Origin of the sequence: Nonomuraea africana, from assembly GCF_014873535.1 — a bacterium.
In the GTDB taxonomy this organism is placed as follows: domain Bacteria; phylum Actinomycetota; class Actinomycetes; order Streptosporangiales; family Streptosporangiaceae; genus Nonomuraea; species Nonomuraea africana.
Genome location: NZ_JADBEF010000001.1, coordinates 1,944,897 through 1,961,033, shown reverse-complemented (window position 1 = coordinate 1,961,033; position 16,137 = coordinate 1,944,897). Strand labels below are relative to the sequence as shown.

General features: G+C 67.8%; 16 protein-coding genes and 2 riboswitches. Of the genes, 5 read left to right on the top strand and 11 right to left on the bottom strand.

All coding sequences use genetic code 11. The features are described from left to right. Positions 1 to 9: 9 nt before the first annotated feature. The 3 genes from H4W81_RS09020 to H4W81_RS09010 form a co-directional block, all read right to left on the bottom strand. The gene (locus H4W81_RS09020; protein ID WP_192774376.1) at positions 10 to 222 is read right to left on the bottom strand and encodes an oxidoreductase C-terminal domain-containing protein; all 213 of its coding nucleotides are present in this window, start codon (positions 220 to 222) and stop codon (positions 10 to 12) included. A 129-nt stretch (positions 223 to 351) separates the two neighbouring features. Further along, the gene (locus H4W81_RS48410) at positions 352 to 555 is read right to left on the bottom strand and encodes a hypothetical protein (RefSeq protein WP_264083140.1); all 204 of its coding nucleotides are present in this window, start codon (positions 553 to 555) and stop codon (positions 352 to 354) included. Between the two features lie 81 nt (positions 556 to 636). Then, positions 637 to 2,091 carry an MFS transporter gene (locus H4W81_RS09010; protein ID WP_192774375.1) on the bottom strand — a complete coding sequence of 485 codons (1,455 nt, stop codon included), beginning with the start codon at positions 2,089 to 2,091 and terminating at the stop codon, positions 637 to 639. A gap of 89 nt (positions 2,092 to 2,180) precedes the next feature. On the opposite strand from H4W81_RS09010, the gene H4W81_RS09005 reads away from it, so the two are divergent. Next, positions 2,181 to 2,780: a TetR/AcrR family transcriptional regulator gene (locus H4W81_RS09005; RefSeq protein WP_192774374.1), complete on the top strand. Its 600-nt coding sequence runs from the start codon at positions 2,181 to 2,183 to the stop codon at positions 2,778 to 2,780. A 93-nt stretch (positions 2,781 to 2,873) separates the two neighbouring features. On the opposite strand, the gene H4W81_RS09000 is transcribed toward H4W81_RS09005, so the two are convergent. The 3 genes from H4W81_RS09000 to H4W81_RS08990 all read right to left on the bottom strand — a co-directional run bounded on the left by H4W81_RS09000 (position 2,874) and on the right by H4W81_RS08990 (position 5,279). Next, entirely contained in the window at positions 2,874 to 3,647 is a 774-nt protein-coding gene (locus tag H4W81_RS09000; protein ID WP_318781623.1) for a CHAP domain-containing protein, read from the bottom strand. Between the two features lie 27 nt (positions 3,648 to 3,674). Further along, positions 3,675 to 3,843: riboswitch (cyclic di-AMP (ydaO/yuaA leader) on the bottom strand. Positions 3,844 to 3,972: 129 nt separating this feature from the next. After that, positions 3,973 to 4,887 carry a M56 family metallopeptidase gene (locus tag H4W81_RS08995; protein WP_225959474.1) on the bottom strand — a complete coding sequence of 305 codons (915 nt, stop codon included), beginning with the start codon at positions 4,885 to 4,887 and terminating at the stop codon, positions 3,973 to 3,975. Between the two features lie 2 nt (positions 4,888 to 4,889). Further along, positions 4,890 to 5,279 (bottom strand): BlaI/MecI/CopY family transcriptional regulator, encoded by a 390-nt coding sequence (locus tag H4W81_RS08990; protein WP_192780703.1) that lies wholly within the window; start codon positions 5,277 to 5,279, stop codon positions 4,890 to 4,892. Between the two features lie 344 nt (positions 5,280 to 5,623). Then, a riboswitch (cyclic di-AMP (ydaO/yuaA leader) is annotated at positions 5,624 to 5,757 on the top strand. A 15-nt stretch (positions 5,758 to 5,772) separates the two neighbouring features. Between H4W81_RS08990 and H4W81_RS08985 the strand changes: the two genes are divergently transcribed. After that, complete coding sequence (locus H4W81_RS08985; RefSeq protein ID WP_192774371.1) at positions 5,773 to 6,429, top strand: CHAP domain-containing protein; 657 nt, start codon at positions 5,773 to 5,775, stop codon at positions 6,427 to 6,429. Between the two features lie 148 nt (positions 6,430 to 6,577). Then, on the top strand, positions 6,578 to 7,561 hold the full coding sequence (locus H4W81_RS08980; protein WP_192774370.1) for a YncE family protein: 984 nt from the start codon (positions 6,578 to 6,580) through the stop codon (positions 7,559 to 7,561). A 94-nt stretch (positions 7,562 to 7,655) separates the two neighbouring features. Here H4W81_RS08980 and H4W81_RS08975 read toward each other — a convergent pair whose 3' ends face one another. Next, positions 7,656 to 8,063, bottom strand: a complete 408-nt coding sequence (locus H4W81_RS08975; RefSeq protein WP_192774369.1) for a four-helix bundle copper-binding protein — start codon at positions 8,061 to 8,063, stop codon at positions 7,656 to 7,658. 199 nt (positions 8,064 to 8,262) lie between these two features. Next, positions 8,263 to 10,188: an LVIVD repeat-containing protein gene (locus H4W81_RS08970; protein ID WP_192774368.1), complete on the bottom strand. Its 1,926-nt coding sequence runs from the start codon at positions 10,186 to 10,188 to the stop codon at positions 8,263 to 8,265. 356 nt (positions 10,189 to 10,544) lie between these two features. Here H4W81_RS08970 and H4W81_RS08965 point away from each other — a divergent pair, with 356 nt between their 5' ends. After that, positions 10,545 to 11,519, top strand: coding sequence for a C40 family peptidase (locus H4W81_RS08965; protein ID WP_192774367.1), 975 nt, complete (start codon positions 10,545 to 10,547; stop codon positions 11,517 to 11,519). A gap of 130 nt (positions 11,520 to 11,649) precedes the next feature. Here the strand turns inward: H4W81_RS08965 and H4W81_RS08960 are convergent, their stop codons facing one another. Further along, a complete protein-coding gene (locus H4W81_RS08960; RefSeq protein WP_192774366.1) occupies positions 11,650 to 11,883 on the bottom strand; it encodes a heavy-metal-associated domain-containing protein in 234 nt (77 codons plus the stop codon). A 147-nt stretch (positions 11,884 to 12,030) separates the two neighbouring features. Here H4W81_RS08960 and H4W81_RS08955 point away from each other — a divergent pair, with 147 nt between their 5' ends. Next, positions 12,031 to 13,017, top strand: coding sequence for a helix-turn-helix transcriptional regulator (locus tag H4W81_RS08955; RefSeq protein WP_192774365.1), 987 nt, complete (start codon positions 12,031 to 12,033; stop codon positions 13,015 to 13,017). Between the two features lie 16 nt (positions 13,018 to 13,033). Here H4W81_RS08955 and H4W81_RS08950 read toward each other — a convergent pair whose 3' ends face one another. Together H4W81_RS08950 and H4W81_RS08945 are read right to left on the bottom strand one after the other, a co-directional pair. Next, a complete protein-coding gene (locus H4W81_RS08950; RefSeq protein ID WP_192774364.1) occupies positions 13,034 to 13,645 on the bottom strand; it encodes a MarC family protein in 612 nt (203 codons plus the stop codon). Between the two features lie 237 nt (positions 13,646 to 13,882). Next, positions 13,883 to 16,123: a heavy metal translocating P-type ATPase gene (locus H4W81_RS08945; RefSeq protein ID WP_192774363.1), complete on the bottom strand. Its 2,241-nt coding sequence runs from the start codon at positions 16,121 to 16,123 to the stop codon at positions 13,883 to 13,885. Positions 16,124 to 16,137 lie beyond the last annotated feature (14 nt).

Here is a 16,137-nt window from a genome sequence, read left to right as displayed (position 1 = left end):
GAGCTCAATTCATGCCGTGACCGCATCGAGGGAGCTGCCCGCCGTGATGCCGCGCTTGAGCTTGATCAGGTCCTTGGGGGAATTGACCGCCACCGCGCCGACCAGCACGCCGCTCCTGGCCAGGCCGACGGCGAAGCTGCCGTCCTCGAACGCACCCGCGACGAGTCTGGCCTCGTCAGCCAGCTGAGGGAGCCCGGCGCTCTGGATGCGAGCGCCGTGCACGTGCGTGGCGAACGAGGGAAGGTCCGCGAACGGCTTGGCGTTCTCGGTGCCCGCCAGCAGGTTGGCGGCGGCTACCGCTCCCTGGTCGTTCGCGTTGGACCAGTGCTCGACCCTGACCAGGGCGTCGCCCTACAGACTGTGCGGCCAGCGCACCACATCGCCCGCCGCCACGACGTCGGCGGCGCCCCGCGCGTACAGCGTCGCATCGCACACCACACCGTCCTCGACGGTGAGGCCGCTGGCTTCGAGCCATTCGGCCTCGTCATAGCCGAGGCCGAAGAAGGTGACGGCGTAGCCGTCCTGCCTGCGTGCCGAAGCGCGCTCGAGCACCACCGGCTCCCATCCGATCTGGTGCAAACCTCAGCGCGGCGGCCAGCCCCGCGATACCCGCTCCGACGACGACCGCTCTTCGGTTCATGCCGGGGATTCCTTTCTGTTGGTGAGTGCGGCGAGCGCGATGGCCACGACCACAGCCATCAGGGCCGCTGCAACGGCGAAGCCAAGGCGGAAACCGTCGGTGAGCGCCTCGGCGGGAGCGGCGCCGGCCTTCAGCGCATCAGCCGTCCTGCCTGTCGCGGTGGTCGACAGCACGGCGAGGCCGAGCGCGCCGCCGAGCTGGGCGCTGACGTTGAGCAGTGAGGAGGCGACGCCGCTGGACGAGGGAGGCACCCCGGCGAGCGCGGCGGCCGTCAGCGGCACCACCACGAGGCCGAATCCGAATCCGGTGACCAGCAGCGGCAGCATGACCTGCGGCCACAACGCGCCATCGGGCGAGATCCCGGTGAACAGCAGCAGGCCGCCGGCGGTGATCAGGGAGCCGAAAGTGATCACCAGACGCGTGCCGAATCGGCGCACCAGCATCGGGCCGAGGCCGGCCGCCCCAACGAGGAGCAGGGTCAGCGGCACATACGCCAGGCCCGTCTGCAAGGCGGAGTAGCCCAGCACTTCCTGCAGGAACAACGTGGCGAAGTAGAAGACGGCGAACATGGCGCCACCCCGCAGCGCCTGGATGAGGTTGGCACCCGCTACCGACCTGTTGCCGAACAGCCGGAGTGGCACGAGCGGCTCTTTCGCGATCCGCGCCTCGTGGACGACAAAGTAGACAAGCAGTGCCGCAGCAGCGGCGAGCAGGCCGATCGTGTGGGGAGACGCCCATGGATGGGCGGCGGTCTGCAGGACGGCGTAGGCCAGCAAGCTCACCCCCGCTGTCGAGACCGCGGCGCCGACCAAGTCGAAGCCGCGCCTCGCACGGGTGATCCGCTCGGCCGCGTACGGCTGCCGAGCCGCGATGAGCAGCAGCACACCGATGGGCACGTTGATGAAGAAGATCCACCGCCACCCTGGGCCGTCGGCCAGCAGTCCGCCCGCGAACAGGCCGAGCGTGCTGCTCGCTCCCGTCGCCGCTCCCCAGATCGCGAACGCCCTGTTCCGTGGCCTGCCCTCCGGAAAGATCAGTGCGATCAGCGCCAGCGTCATCGGCGCGATGAGAGCCGCGCCCAGGCCCTGCGCGGCGCGAGCGGCCACGAGGGAGCTCGCGTTCTGTGCCAGGCCGGCGGCCAAGGACGCCACGGTGAACAGGGTGATCCCGCCGAGTAGGACGCGACGGTGACCGTATGAGTCGCCGAGGCGACCACCCAGCAGAAGGAACCCCCCGAACACCACCATGTAGGCGTTCATCACCCATGACAGGTCTGCGGCGGAGAAACCCAGGTCGTCCTGGATGGCAGGTAGCGCGACGTTCACCACGGTGACGTCGACGCTGTCCAGTACTTGAGCCAGGCAGAGTACGGCGAGGGCACCTACATGTCGCGGTGTCCAGACGAAGTCTCGCGTGTCCATGAACCTGCTCTCACCCTTGAGAATGAGCATGTGCTCATAGAGTATGAGCACATGCTCATTCTCCCTGCAAGCCCGGCAGGTCAGGCGGCCCTGCTCGCACCCGGGTAGATTTGGTGGTCATGTCACCGCGTGGCGTTGCGATCCCCGACGTACGGCAGCAGCTTTTCGACGCCGCCGAGCGGATCCTGCTGCGCGCGGGCCCCTCAGAGCTGACGGGCAGGGCGGTCACCAAGGAGGCCGGCTGCGCGACCGGTCTGCTCTACAACCACTTCTCCGACATGGACGGGTTCCTGGCCGAGCTGTTTCTCGACCGAGCAGGCAAGGCGGGGGCGGCCCTGTCGGCTCTCACGACCCTCGCGGGCACCGGCGACGTCGTGGACAACCTGATGTCAGCCATCGAGACCCTGCTCACGGGCAATCTGCTGGCCCTCGCCGGCCTGGCGATGGCCAGGCCGGCGATCCTCAGCCACCTGGGCGAGGCGCTCAGCCAAGGAACCCTCGAGATCGACGCCAGCGAGCGCGCATTCGCCGCCTACCTGAAGGCAGAGAAGGAGCACGGCAGGATCGCGGCCGAGGCAGACACCGAGTCGCTGGCGCTCGCGCTGGTGGGTGCGGCGCACCAGCTCCTGCTCACTCGCGGTCCCCATGCCCCGGATCTCCGCGAGCGCATACGCAAGGTCGCCACCGCCCTCACCGAGGGCGTCTCTCCACGCGGCTAGGACGGATCTTCGCGCAACATGACACGTAGACAGCAGGCCTGTCCTTCGAGGGTTTCTCCGGCCGGGCCGTGAGGCCCGACCGGAGAAGGAACCCTATGCGAGCAATCCCCGGTGCCGCCCGGCTGGTCGGCGGTGTCGGCCAACCGCCGCCGCCACCTGAGCCGATTGCCTGTCCCGGACGCGCTTGACGACCACAGCGGTGCACAGCAGAGCGACGAGCACGGCGGCCGGCGCGGTCGCGTCCTGAATCTGCGGAAGCCCGCTGGAGCTCGCCGACGTCACGTTGACGAACGCTTGTTGCGCCGATGCGGACACGTTCTGCACCGGTGGGGCCTTCACCGGGGGTGAGGGTGCTGCGCCGACCGCAGCGCCCTCGCCTTCTTCGGCGACGACCTCGTCGAGCGCGCCGCTGTTCTCCTGCACCTTCCGAGGCAGGCCGTAGCCGACGACCTTGCTCTGATCGCGCTCCTTGCGCTTGAGCCACACCCGGTCGACGTTGCCCTCGATCGTGAAGATCTTGGCTCCGTCCACCCGCTCGACGATTCCGACATGGTCGATGCCTTCGACGCTGTCCGAGCCGGACCAGTCATAGAAGACGAGGGCCCCGGGTTCGGGCTGGTCGCTCCACGCGCCCTGCTGCTTGAACCACTTCGCGTGGTCGACGGTGGACGCGAACTCTCCGACGTACTCCTGGACACCGGCCTGATGGGCGGCCCAGGTGATGAACATGTCGCACCAAGGCGCGGTCTTGAAGTAGGAGTCGCTCTGGTCCACGTTGGCGTAGTACCAGTCGCCGAACTTGGTGTAGCCGTTGCTCTGTTCCCGGTAACCGAGATCCTTTTGGGCAGCCTCAAGCAGCCCTTCCACGATTGATGGCATGAGGTGGGGGAATGGCCCTTTCTCCTTCACCGCCTACCGGGTTAGCTGACGGGTTCGGGCCAGGAGTCGCCCTACCACCACGCATGGTGGATTCACCCCGGGCATGGATCGCTCCACGCCAAGTGGGTCCCCGGTTCCCGTGACGGGCGTGCCCGTCACCGCTGGGATTCGGCGGCCGACCGGCCGCCCTCGGGGGTGAAGGCAAGTCGCCGATCAGTACGTGCGATGTAGGAGGAAGGTAGCGATTCCTTGACCAAACCGCAGCAATAGGCACAAAAGATCTACCAATCGCTGCTTGGCCGCTTACTCGCTGTCAACAGGGAAGGTGCAGGGCAACGGCGGCGAGCAGGACGCCGGACAGAGTTGCCAGGGACAGCAGGAGCACGGCTCTCGGGCCGGGGTGGCGAGCCTGCCCACGGCCTGCCTCAAGTCGAGCGATTCGTTGCTTCATCCGCCGCCCCGACTCGTCACCCGCCCCCAGACTCCCGGTCGGTCCCGTCACGGGAGTGAGCCGGTGGAGCGCGTCGACGACCGGGGCCACCCCGCACCGCCGGACGGCCGCGTCGTCCGCCACCATCTCGACCAGCGTTGAGAGCTCGGTCACGGCGTGCTTCACGGTCGCCGACCACGGAAGTGCCGTGCGCATGGCGTCCGCGACGGCGAGCACCAGGTGATGACGGTGCTGGAGATGGCACCGTTCGTGCTCCAGTACAGCCTCCACCTGCGCGCCGTCCAGTTGCTTCAGCAGACCGGTGGTCATCACGATCGGCCGCGCCCGCCTCGGCAGGCAGTAGATGAGCGCGAAGGGATGCTCGATGAGGCAGACGTCCCTGGGGCTGTCGGGATACCGCGCGATCAGCTGAACCATCTCGTGGTGTCGCCGTCGTTCGGTGACCGTACGGCTGACGCGGGTCATCCCTCGCCACGCGGCCAGCAGGAGCCAGCCACCACCCACCACCGCGACGGCTAATGCGGCCAGTTCTCCGACATGAGTGTGACCTGGCATACAGGAACGCAGGTGCTCGAACCACCTGTGCAGCGGTCCCGGCGGCCAGGCGAGAATCATGAGCGTCAAGGTGAGCAAAACAACGGCCATGGCGGCGAGGAGGCTCACCCACAGAACCACAGCCGTCGCCGGCCGACGAGAGGGCCATGTGGCACGCGCGAGGACCGGCCCCGCCCACTGGCTGATCAAATATAGGGCGACGACCAGGCCGGCGACGATCATCGTCACGGCGCCTCACGCTTTTCGTTGATGTCCGACGAGCGGTACGTGAGGGCGTCGAGAAGTCGTTGGGCGTCGTCAGGGTCGACGCTCTCGGCGAATCTGGCGAGAGCAGGCCCTCGCTCCGGCAGGTTGGCCAGCGCCTCGAGCATGACTGCCACGACATGTTCCTCGCGGCTGGCCACGGCCGTGTAGGCGATGGCGATCCCCACGGGCCTGCGAGTGACGAAGCCCTTCCGGGCGAGCCTGTCGGTGACTGTCTGAACCGTGGTGTAGGCGAGAGGTTTGTCCCTTCCGCGGTTGATCTGATCGAGCAGTTCGCGGATCAGGAGCGGCCCGTTCGCCGTCCACAGTGCTTCCATGATTGCCTGCTCAAGCGGGCCGAACTCCGCCATCACCCGTCACTCTCCCATGGCCCTTCGCTGCGCCCTCATGACTGTTACCGAGGGTCTCAGAAGCAATCATGCCGCCACAAATATGTCCGTATGGGGGCGTGAAACGCCTCCGAACGATCACAGCGGGCTGATGCACCCCGTGGGCCGGTGGAGAGTACCGCCGAAGGTAAAGTTTGGATCGCCGAACAGCAGCTCACGAGGGGGTTTCGGTCGGCGACGTTGATGAACCCTTTGCGTTTTATGTACCTCTTACGTAGTTTGTGGAGCTGAAAGCGCCACGCAGTGCGTGGCGCTCCATCTTGCCGAGACCGCGCGACGTCCTTGGACGATCTCTTCCTCCAAGTACGGCGCGGCCGCCGAGTCCGCGATCCAGCGGAGCCGGGGACCCACCTTTCTGGGGTGAATCGAGCACCACGCTCGTAGGGCACTTCCACGCCCGAACCCGTCAGCTAACCCGGTAGGCGGTATGGAAGCAGAGGAGCACAACCCCCGCATGTCCAAGCAGTCCCCCATGCTCAACCGCCTGTCACGCCTCGTCCTCGGAGCGAGCGTGCTCGCCGGTGGAGTTCTCGCCGGCTCCCCCGCCTTCGCCGACGGTCACCACTCCGTCTCGCTGCCCAAGAAGACCTCCCTCGAGATCGCCGCGGAGAAACTGCCCAAGGTGAAGGCCGAAGACCTGCTGAGGGTGGCCGAGCAGAAGATCGGTGTCGCGGAGAACGCCAGCGGCGGCGGCACCGAGTTCCACAACTGGTACATGAGCAGCCCCCGGGCCAAGGAGACCCTCGCCCGCGACGGCGGCAACGTCAGGGCCTACGCCAACGCGCCCTGGTGCGCCATGTTCGTCTCCTGGGTCGGCGAGAAGGCCGGCATCCGGCCCCTGGTCGGCTGGGACGCCTACACCGTGACCTGGGCCAAGTGGTTCAAGGCCAACGAGCGCTGGGGTACCACCGCCAAGCCCGGCGCCGTCGTGTACTTCGCCTGGGACGACAGCAAGAGCCTGAGCGCCATCGACCACATGGGTCTGGTGAAGAAGGACAACGGCGACGGCACGATCACCACGATCGAAGGCAACACCGGCAACGGCAAGGTGGAGCAGCGGATCAGGCCGAAGTCCGACGTCGTGGGCTACGGATACCCGATCTACGCCTGACGGCCGCGATGACGTTCCGGGTGGCCCGGCCCAACCCCGGGCCACCTGTGCCGCATGCCGTACGACCAACAACGCGAACCACGCCCTCATTCGCCGCGTCTTGACAGAAACCCCCGTCGCGGGATGAGGGTGGACTATGGCCTGTTCGATGCGGGCGGCCCTGACCTGCGTTCTCGCCATCGCAGTGGCCGCTGCGTCATACATCGGTAGCGGCAACGACCTGCGCGCAGGCGTTGCGCCGACACCTTCCCCGCAGCCGGCGCATCGGCTCTTCGTCGCGTTGGAGGACGCGGCCCAGGTCGTGCTCGTCACCGGCCCCGAGTGGCGGGTCACCCGGCGCGTGCGCGTTCCTCCCGGCCCGCACAACGTGACCGCCAGCGCCGACGGTAGATACGTCGCCGTCACCAGCCCTCGCTCCGACCGGGTGACCCTCCTGGACGGTCGCGACGGCCGGATTCTCGCCAGGACTCCGTTGCCCGGCTATCCGCACGACGCCGCCTTCACGCCGGACGGTGAGACGCTGTGGGTCACGGCCGAACAGGGCCGCCGGCTTGTGGCAGTGTCCGTCCCCCAGGGCGAGATCACACGTCGGATCCCGACGAGCGGTAAGCCCCACGACCTCGACGTCTCTCCGGACGGGAAACGGGTGTGGGTGACGATCGACGGCGCCTCCACCGTCCAGGTCAGATCCGCGCATGACGGCCGGCTGGAGGCCGAACCCGACCTGGGAGGGGCGCCGCACGATGTGGCATTCACCAGGGACGGCCGCGAGGTCTGGCTGAGCAACTGGTCTTCATCCCAGCTCACGGTGGCCTCCGCGACCACCCTTCGAGTGGTCGCGCGGCTGCGAGTCGGCGAGGAGCCGCACCACTTCGCCTTCGCCGAACAAGACGTGTGGGTGTCGGACAACCACCGGGGCACCATCAGCCGAATCGACGCGGCCACCAGGAGACCCTCCGGCGAGGTGCGTGTCGGAGCGGCTCCGCACCATGTCGTGGCCCTTGAGGACCTCGTGGCCGTCGCGGTGCACGGCACTGGCAGTGTGACGTTCGTGGACTCGTCGGGCCGACTGAAGAAATCCGTCGAGGTGGGCCCTGGTCCGCATGGGCTGGCCATCGTGCCGTCGCGGTGACGACCGGCCCGCCGCCCGCGCTCGAGGCCTCGGCGCGCCGGCACGTCACGACGACACCCGGCGCGGGAGGGAACCCCTTCCGCCTGCTTACCGCTCAGCCGAGAGCGGCGATCAGCTCCCGGCACGCCCGCTCGCAGTCGCGGCAGGCCCGGGCGCAGACCGCGCAGTGTTCGTGCTTGCTGTGCCGCTCGCACTCGTCCCCGCACGCCTTGCACGCCTGCGCACACGCCTCGAGGACGGCGCGGGTCAGGTTGGCGTCGTACCCCGTGTGCCGCGACAGTACTCGTGCGGTCGTCTCGCAGATGTCCGCGCAGTCGAGATCGGTCCGAACGCACGTGGCCATGTCGGCGACATTGTCCTCGCTCAGGCAGGCGTCCGCGCACGCGGTACAGGCCTGGCCGCACCGCAGACATTGTTCGATGCACGCGGTCAGCTTCTGCCGATCCACGTTGCCCAGATCCTTGGGATAAGCGGAAAGCATCTCCGCGACTTGGAGCGTCATCGTCTCTTCTCCCCTTCCGTCGCTGGTCCAGCACCTCTACCCGTCGACTGACATGGTGAACGGCAGGCTGCCAGCACTCCGTGCGCGCGGCCCTTCCTGTCAGCGGCTCTCCATCGCGCGGCCCCGCGGCTACGGAAGGTGGGTGGAGGTCGTGGGACGGCTTGCGCCGGAAGGCGGTCCGGCGCAAGCCGTACGAAACTCAGCGACCCGTGTAGCGGAAGATCCACAGACCGCTGTCGCGGTCGCTGCCGAAGACGTAGGTCTTGCCCCTTATCTGCTGAGCCTCGACCCCCCAGAAGTTGTTGCCGTCCTCGTTGATGTACCGGCCGACTTCCTCGATGCCCTTCGCACCTACCTTGATCACTCGCATTCCACCGGCGTAGTAGGACAGGTAGGCCAGGTCACTGCGCTCGGGATCGGTGGCGACCTCGTGTACGGAGAGGTCACCGAAGCCCGAGGCGAACGCCGGGTCCAATGCCTCGCTGATCGCGTAGTTGTCGATCTCCTTGAGGGTCTTGCCGTCGAGCAGGTGCACGGTGCCCCAGCCGTCGAACGTGGTCGTCGCCTTGACCCCTGCACCGATCGTGCCGAGCGCCGGCATGTCCGAGCCCTCGGGTGCAGATGTGTATTCAGGGGCGTCCTCGAAGAGCAGGTGGCCTGCCCTGTGACCGACGCAGATCGCCGAAGCGGTGATCGTGAAGTCATGGCCCTGAGCGCCGCAGAAGAACCCGTCAGCGAACCTTCCGTTGCTGGTGGCGACGTGGCTCTGAATGACGATCACCTTGTCGTATCCGGCCAGCTGGCCGGACTCCACCTTGACGGAGAAGAAGCAGGCTCCCCGGGTGAAGACGACGACGTCGGCGCCGCTGGCCGCCTTGGTCGGGACCTCGGCCCGGTCGCTGATCCCGTTTCCGTTGACGTCCTCCTCGCAACCCGTTCCGCCCCAGACGGTCTTCGCACCCTGGAAGGTCTGGCCGGGCAGGGTGTTGATCGGGACAGTCCAGTCGAACTCGCCTGCTCCGTAGGTGCCGGCGTTCGGCCCGCTCGTGACCTGGAAGGAGGTCCGCGACGGGGAGAAGTCCTCGTCGGTGCCGACGATGAACTTGTTGTCACGTGTCCATTCGGCCTGGTGGCCGTTGCCTTCCGGCGGTGTGAACCCGAGAAGCTTGTCCGGGTCGGGATACTTCGAATCGGCCAGGAAGACCGGCTTGGCCGGGTCGGTGAGGTTCAGGATCACCCACCCCGCGTCCCAGTAGGACAGCAGTCCCAGCCACTGGTCGCGGACCTTCTTGATCTGCATGTCGTGCAGGAAGACGGTCTGGCCGTTGGCGCCCACTTCAGCGGTCGGCCAGTCGGCGATGCTGGTCTCAGCGATCAGCGTGGGATTGGCCGGATCGGTGATCTCCATGATGTCGACGTCGCCGACGGACTGCTCCTCGTCGTCGGACATCATCGCGAATGCCCGCTCGCCCGCCTGCCAGGCGAAGACGCTGTGCTCCTGGTTGGCGACGGTCTGCGTGCCGTCGTTGAAGTCGCCCTTGCCGACCGCAAGCGGGACGATGTTCTTGGGGTCGGTCACGCTGTAGATGGACATGCCGCCGACGGCCTCGGGCGCATCGGAGCAGATCTCGTTGTTGGTGACGAGGATGTCGCCCTTGAACGACGCGGTGTCGATCGTGATTACCTGCATGCCTTCGCCCGGGTAGGAGCCGGCGGGGAATGCGGTGAAGGAGAGCTCTTTCGGCTGCTTGGGGTCGGAGATGTCGACTGTGTAGAAGCCGCCCGCGCCGCAGGGGTTCGTGTTCAGCCGGCGGGCTGCCAGGTAGGCATGCTGTCCGAATACGGCGACGTCGGCGATGTGGCCTTCCCTGTTCTCGCCGGTCGCCCCGCTGACATCGAGCTTCGCGACCAGTTCCATGTTCTTGCTGGTGCCGGGGAGGTGCCCCTCGTTCCCGCCGTGCTGGTGGTCGTGCCCGCCTGCGATCTCGGGGTCCTTGAACTCCAGCGTGCTGCTCTTGGCCTTTGGTGTGGGAGTAGGCGGCGGTTCGGAGCTCGCGTTGCCGACGCCGCTGGCGGCGAATGTCAGTAGAACGGCGACAGGGAGTACCCGTAAGCCTCTTCGCATGCCGGACCTCTTGTCTTGTTGACCAGGACATGTGCGGCGCACGAGTCCACAGCCTCAGGCCGCTGGAAACGTACGCCGCCTGGAACATACGTCCTACAGGTTGTAGGAGGAAGGGTTAGGCCCACATACGGCAGATTTTCGGCATCAGTTGCCAACCGGCTCCACCGGTCGGCCGGTCCAGGCGAAAGCCTGTGCGACCTGCGTCAGTCAACACGTTGGGCTCAAAGACGACGGCGGATAGTACGTCGTGCGCCGCCGTCTTGGCGCACGGAACGCGCCGATCGGAACAAAAGAGCTGCTTCGCTTCTGTACCATTTCGCCCCAGGTCGATGTGAGTACGAGGGAGCGTCGTAGTGATGAAGCTGGGACGGACGTCCGCGGCCGTGGTGCTCGCTCTGGCCGCCTTGATCTCCGTTCATGGGGGCGCCCTCGCCGAACCGCCGCCCACCATCCCGCAGGCCAGAGCCAAGCTCGTCAAGCTCAACGAGCGCGCCGACCAGATGGTCGAGAAGTACAACCAGGCCACCGAGGCGTACCGGAAGGCCAAGAAGAAGTACGACGACCTCAACACCGATCTCAAGCTCAAGGGAGCGCGCGTCGAGACCCTGCGCGAGAGCCTGGTCGCGGTGGCGGTCAACAGCTACCAGTACGGCGACCTGTCCAGTTGGGAGGGGCTGATCGTCCAGGGCGAACCCCAGGCGATGCTGGGCTCGCTGGCCTCGATCGAGCAGATGGCACAGGCCACCACGGCGGAGCTCGCCGCTTTCGAAGCGGCCACTAAGGAGCTGCGCGTTCAGCGCAATGCCGCCAAGGCCGTGCTGTCCGAGGCCGACGCCGCGCGGGACCAGGTTCGCGGGGAGAAGTCGAAGGTCGACAAGCTGGTGAGCGAACAGACCAAGCTCCTCCGCAGGCTGGGCGCCTTCAAGGTCGGCAACCCCCAGAGCACCGGCATCGCCTACACCGGCCCCGCCTCGGGCAACGCCCGTCTGGCGCTGCAGTTCGCCTACGCGCAGATCGGCAAGCCATACCAGTACGGCGGCACCGGGCCCGGTTCCTACGACTGCTCGGGCTTCACCCAGGCCAGCTGGCGGACCGCGGGAGTCGAGCTGCCCCGCACGACCTGGGACCAGTGGAGCTGGGGCGCGGACCGCCGCGTGTCCCTCGACGCGCTGCAACCCGGTGACCTGCTTTTCAGCAAGGGATTGGGGCACATGGGGATGTACGCGGGCAACGGGAAGATGGTCCACTCACCCCAGACCGGAGACGTCGTCAAGGTCGTCGACCTCGACGACTACTGGCGAGGTCGACTGCTCGGAGCGGTTCGCCCCTGACCTCGACAGTGCCTTCCACGCTTGGCGTGCCGATCCAGGTGGTCGCCGTCCTCACAGCCACTTTACTATCCGCGCTAGTAAGGCGGCCTGTCGGGCATCGCGACCGCGATGCCCGACAGAACCAGGTGTGTCAGGAACCGACGACATCGCATCCGGCGGCGTCGATCGCCGCCCTGACGAGTTCCTCGTCCACGGGACCGTCGGTCAGGATGCTGATCTTCGCCTCCCTCGGGTTCATGTCCACGCCGACGACACCCGGCACCTGGATGAGCTCGCCTTTGATGCCGGCGAAACAGTGGCCGCAGCTGTCCGGAGACAGCCCCGTGACGATGTAGGTGACCAGACTGTAGGCAACGGTGATCATCCCGTTCCTCCTTGCGCTTCATGCGTACGAAGATCAGGCGAGTCCGCCCTCATGAGAGATCTTCGCGGAGCCGGAGCGCTTTGCGGGGCCGCCAAGGCTTCGGGGTCACGCCATGGCGAGAAGAGGACATCTCCTACTGTTGGTCGTATGTCTGATCAGACTGGCTCCTCCCACGGGGACGACGATCGCTACGCCCAGGCCCTGTACCAGCGCATGCAGGCCGGAGGCGAGTCGCTCGCCGCCGCGTCGGCCGCGCTCGATCTGACCCCGGTCGAGGAGTCCCGCGCACGGAACCGGCTGGTACGGCTCGGTCTGCTCAACCCCGAGTCGGAGCTGACCGTCGAGACGACGGCGGCCCTGATGCTCAGCCTGGAGCGCGGCCATCGAGCCCTGGACCAGCTCGTCGAACAGCACGTCATGAGAGCGGCCGTGGCCAGGAACTACCTGGGACTGGCTCTCGGGGACGGCGCCGACATTCACGTGGAGTTCTACCCCCGCGAGGAGCACGCGACGCGGCTCGCCCAGCGGCTGGACGATCTGGCCGCGACCGTACGGCACGAGGTCGTCGCCCTGCACCCGCCGGCGAACTGGGATCCCCGCAGAATGGGGATCATCCACGAGCGCGACAAGATCCACGTGACCAAAGGCGTCCGCGTGCGGTCGATGCACGCGCAGATCGCGCTGGCCGATCCTCCCATGCGGGAGCTCCTGCGAGCGCGGGCGGCGCGTGGGATTGACATCAGGCTCGCCCCGGTCATCCCCACCAGGATGCTGATCTACGACCGGCACCTGGCGATCATCCAGGCCGATCCGGACGACTTGAACGCAGGAGCGGTGCTGATCCGGAGCGCCAACGTGGTCAGGTCACTGGCGGCGATCTACGACTACCTCTGGATGACGGCATCCGAGCTCGACGACGTGCCCCGCTCGGCGGACGGCAGCACGCTGACGGAGCAGCAACGCGCGGTGCTCCGCATGCTGGCGGAGGGGGCCAAGGACGACGCCATCGCGCGCAGCCTCGGTGTGTCGACTCGTACGGTGACACGGGTGGTCGGCGAGCTGTCTGCGATGCTCGGAGCGGGCAGCCGTTTCCAAGCAGGTGTGCGCGCCGCCCGGCTGGGCTGGCTGGACTGAACCGGAACTGCGCGCTCTAGGACACGCCCCACGTGACCCAGTGCTGGAGGGCTCCGGCGATGAGCTGTACGGCTATCGCCGCGGCGAGCAGCCCCATGATGCGGGTCATGAGGTTGAGGCCGTTGTCCTTCAGCAGCCGTTCGATGAGGGGCGAGAACCGCAGGGTCAGCCACGTCACCAGGAGCGCGGCGGCAAGAGCCAGCGCGACCGCGGCCACCGCCGGGCCGTCGCCCGCCTGCTCGATGTAGAGCATGGTCGCCGCGATCGCCCCCGGTCCCGCCAGCAACGGTGTGCCCAACGGGACGAAGGCCACCGCCCCACTCGCGGCGTTCGCCCGATCCCGTGCGCAGTCGGCCTTGAGCAGGTCCAGCGCGATGAGCGCCAGCAGAACTCCACCCGCCACCTGCAGGGCCTGCAGCGAGATGCCGAGCGCGTCCAGCAGCCGGTTGCCGGCGACCGCGAACAGGGACACGATGCCCGCCGCGACGAGGACCGATGTTCTGGCGGTACGGCGGCGCACGACCGGGGTCTGGCTCCGGGTGAGCGTCAGGAAGACCGGAATGGCGGCGAGCGGATCGAAGATGACGAGCAGCGTGACGAAGGCCTGGACGAAGAGGGTGGAAGACATGGTGTTACCCCACGGTGGACGGTTGACCCCGTCCGGCTGCGCTGTGGCTAGGCGGACGGGCTGGGCCGGCTGACCGTGGGGTGGCAGGGCACGGTCCAGCGCAGCCACACCGCGCTGTTGCTGTTCATGCCCTTACCTCCTTGGCCGCACCAACTCGGCGTCCTGCTCGGCTATTCCGTCCATTGCGGAAAGAAACGGCGGCCCCGAGCACGGTGTGCTCGGGGCCGGTCGGATCGGTTACTTGAAGCGGCGCAGCCGCAGGCTGTTGCTGACCACGAAGACGCTCGAGAACGCCATCGCGGCACCGGCGATCATCGGGTTGAGCAGGCCCATCGCCGCCAGCGGCAGGGCGGCCACGTTGTAGGCGAAGGCCCAGAACAGGTTGCTCTTGATCGTGGCGAGCGTCCGGCGCGAGAGCCTGATGGCATCCGCCGCCACCCGCAGGTCGCCACGCACCAGCGTGAGGTCGGAGGCCTCGATCGCCGCGTCGGTGCCGGTCCCCATGGCCAGGCCCAGGTCGGCCTGGGCGAGCGCGGCGGCGTCGTTGACCCCGTCGCCGACCATCGCCACGACCTTGCCCTCGGCCTGCAGCTCCTTGACGACGTCCACCTTGTCGGCGGGCAGGACCTCGGCGATCACCTCGTCGATGCCGACCTCGGCCGCGACGGTCTTGGCCACCGCCTCGTTGTCGCCGGTCAGCAGGACGGGCGTGAGGCCGAGGGCGCGAAGCTGCTGGATGGCCTCCTTGCTGGTGGGCTTGACCGTGTCGGCGACCACGAGGACGGCGCGAGCCTTGCCGTCCCAGCCGACCGCGACAGCCGTACGGCCTGCCGCCTGAGCCTCGTGCAGGGAGCGCTCCAGGTCGGCCGTGAGGTGCTGTGACCACTCGGCAAGCAGCTTGGGCCGGCCGACCAGCACCGCGTGCCCGTCGACGATGCCCTGCACGCCGAGCCCTTCGACGTTGGCGAAGTCCTCCGGCGTGGGCAGCTCGCCGACCCGCTGGCTGGCTCCCTTGGCGATGGCCTGGGCGATCGGGTGCTCGGAGGCGTGCTCCAGGGCGCCCGCCAGGCGCAGGACCTCGTTCTCGTCCTCGCCGTCGGCCAGGTGCACGTCGGTGAGGGTCATCCTGCCCTCGGTGACCGTGCCGGTCTTGTCCAGCACGACGGTGTCGATCCGGCGGGTGGACTCCAGTACTTCGGGGCCCTTGATCAGGATGCCGAGTTGCGCTCCCCTGCCCGTGCCGACCAGCAGTGCGGTCGGGGTGGCCAGTCCGAGCGCGCAGGGGCAGGCGATGATCAGCACCGCCACCGCGGCGGTGAAGGCCGCGCCCACGCCGTCACCGGTGCCCAGCCAGAAGCCGAGCGTGCCGAGGGCCAGCGCGATCACGATCGGCACGAAGATGCCGGAGATCCGGTCGGCGAGCCGCTGGACCTGCGCCTTGCCGGTCTGCGCGTCCTCCACGAGCTTGGCCATCTGGGCCAGCTGGGTGTCGGAGCCGATCCGGGTGGCGCGGACGACCAGGCGGCCGCCCGCGTTCACGGTGGCGCCGGTGACGGCATCGCCCGGCCGCACCTCTACCGGCACGGACTCGCCGGTCAGCATGGAGGCGTCGACCGCGCTCGAGCCCTCCTCGATGACGCCGTCGGTGGCGATCTTCTCGCCGGGCCGTACGACGAACCGGTCGCCGACGGCGAGCTGGTCGGTGGGAATGCGGACCTCGGTGCCGTCGCGCAGGACCGCGACGTCCTTGGCGCCCAGCTCCAGCAGGGCACGCAGCGCGGCGCCCGCGCGACGCTTGGACCTGGCCTCGAAGTAGCGTCCGGCCAGGATGAACGCCGTCACGCCCGCCGCGGCCTCGAGATAGATGTTGCCGGAGCCGTCGGTGCGCTCGATGGTGAAGGCGAACGGGTGGGTCATGCCGGGCGTGCCCGCCGTACCGAAGAACAGCGCCCACAGCGACCAGCCGAGCGCGGCGATGGTGCCGAGCGAGATCAGCGTGTCCATCGTGGCGGCGCCGTGGCGCAGGTTCGTCCAGGCGGCCTTGTGGAACGGCCAGCCCGCGTAGACCACCACCGGGGCGGCCAGCGTCAGCGACAGCCACTGCCAGTTGGTGAACTGCAGCGGCGGGATCATCGCCATCGCGATCACCGGCACGGCCAGCACCACGGAGGTGATCAGGCGGCTGCGCAGCGGACGGAGCTCGTCCTCCGGCTCCTGCTCACCGGCGGCCGCCTCGCTCTTGGGCGGGGCCGGCAGCGCGGCGGTGTAGCCCGCCGACTCCACGGTGGCGATCAGCTGCTGCGGGTCGATTCCCTCGGGAAAGGTGACCTTCGCCTTCTCCGTCGCGTAGTTGACCATCGCGGTCACGCCCTCGAGCTTGTTCAGCTTGCGCTCGATCCTGTTGGCGCATGAGGCGCAGGTCATCCCGCCGATCGAGAGTTCGACCGCGTTCTGCAGGTCATCGGTGACGGAAGTCATCACCTCTCCTTTCT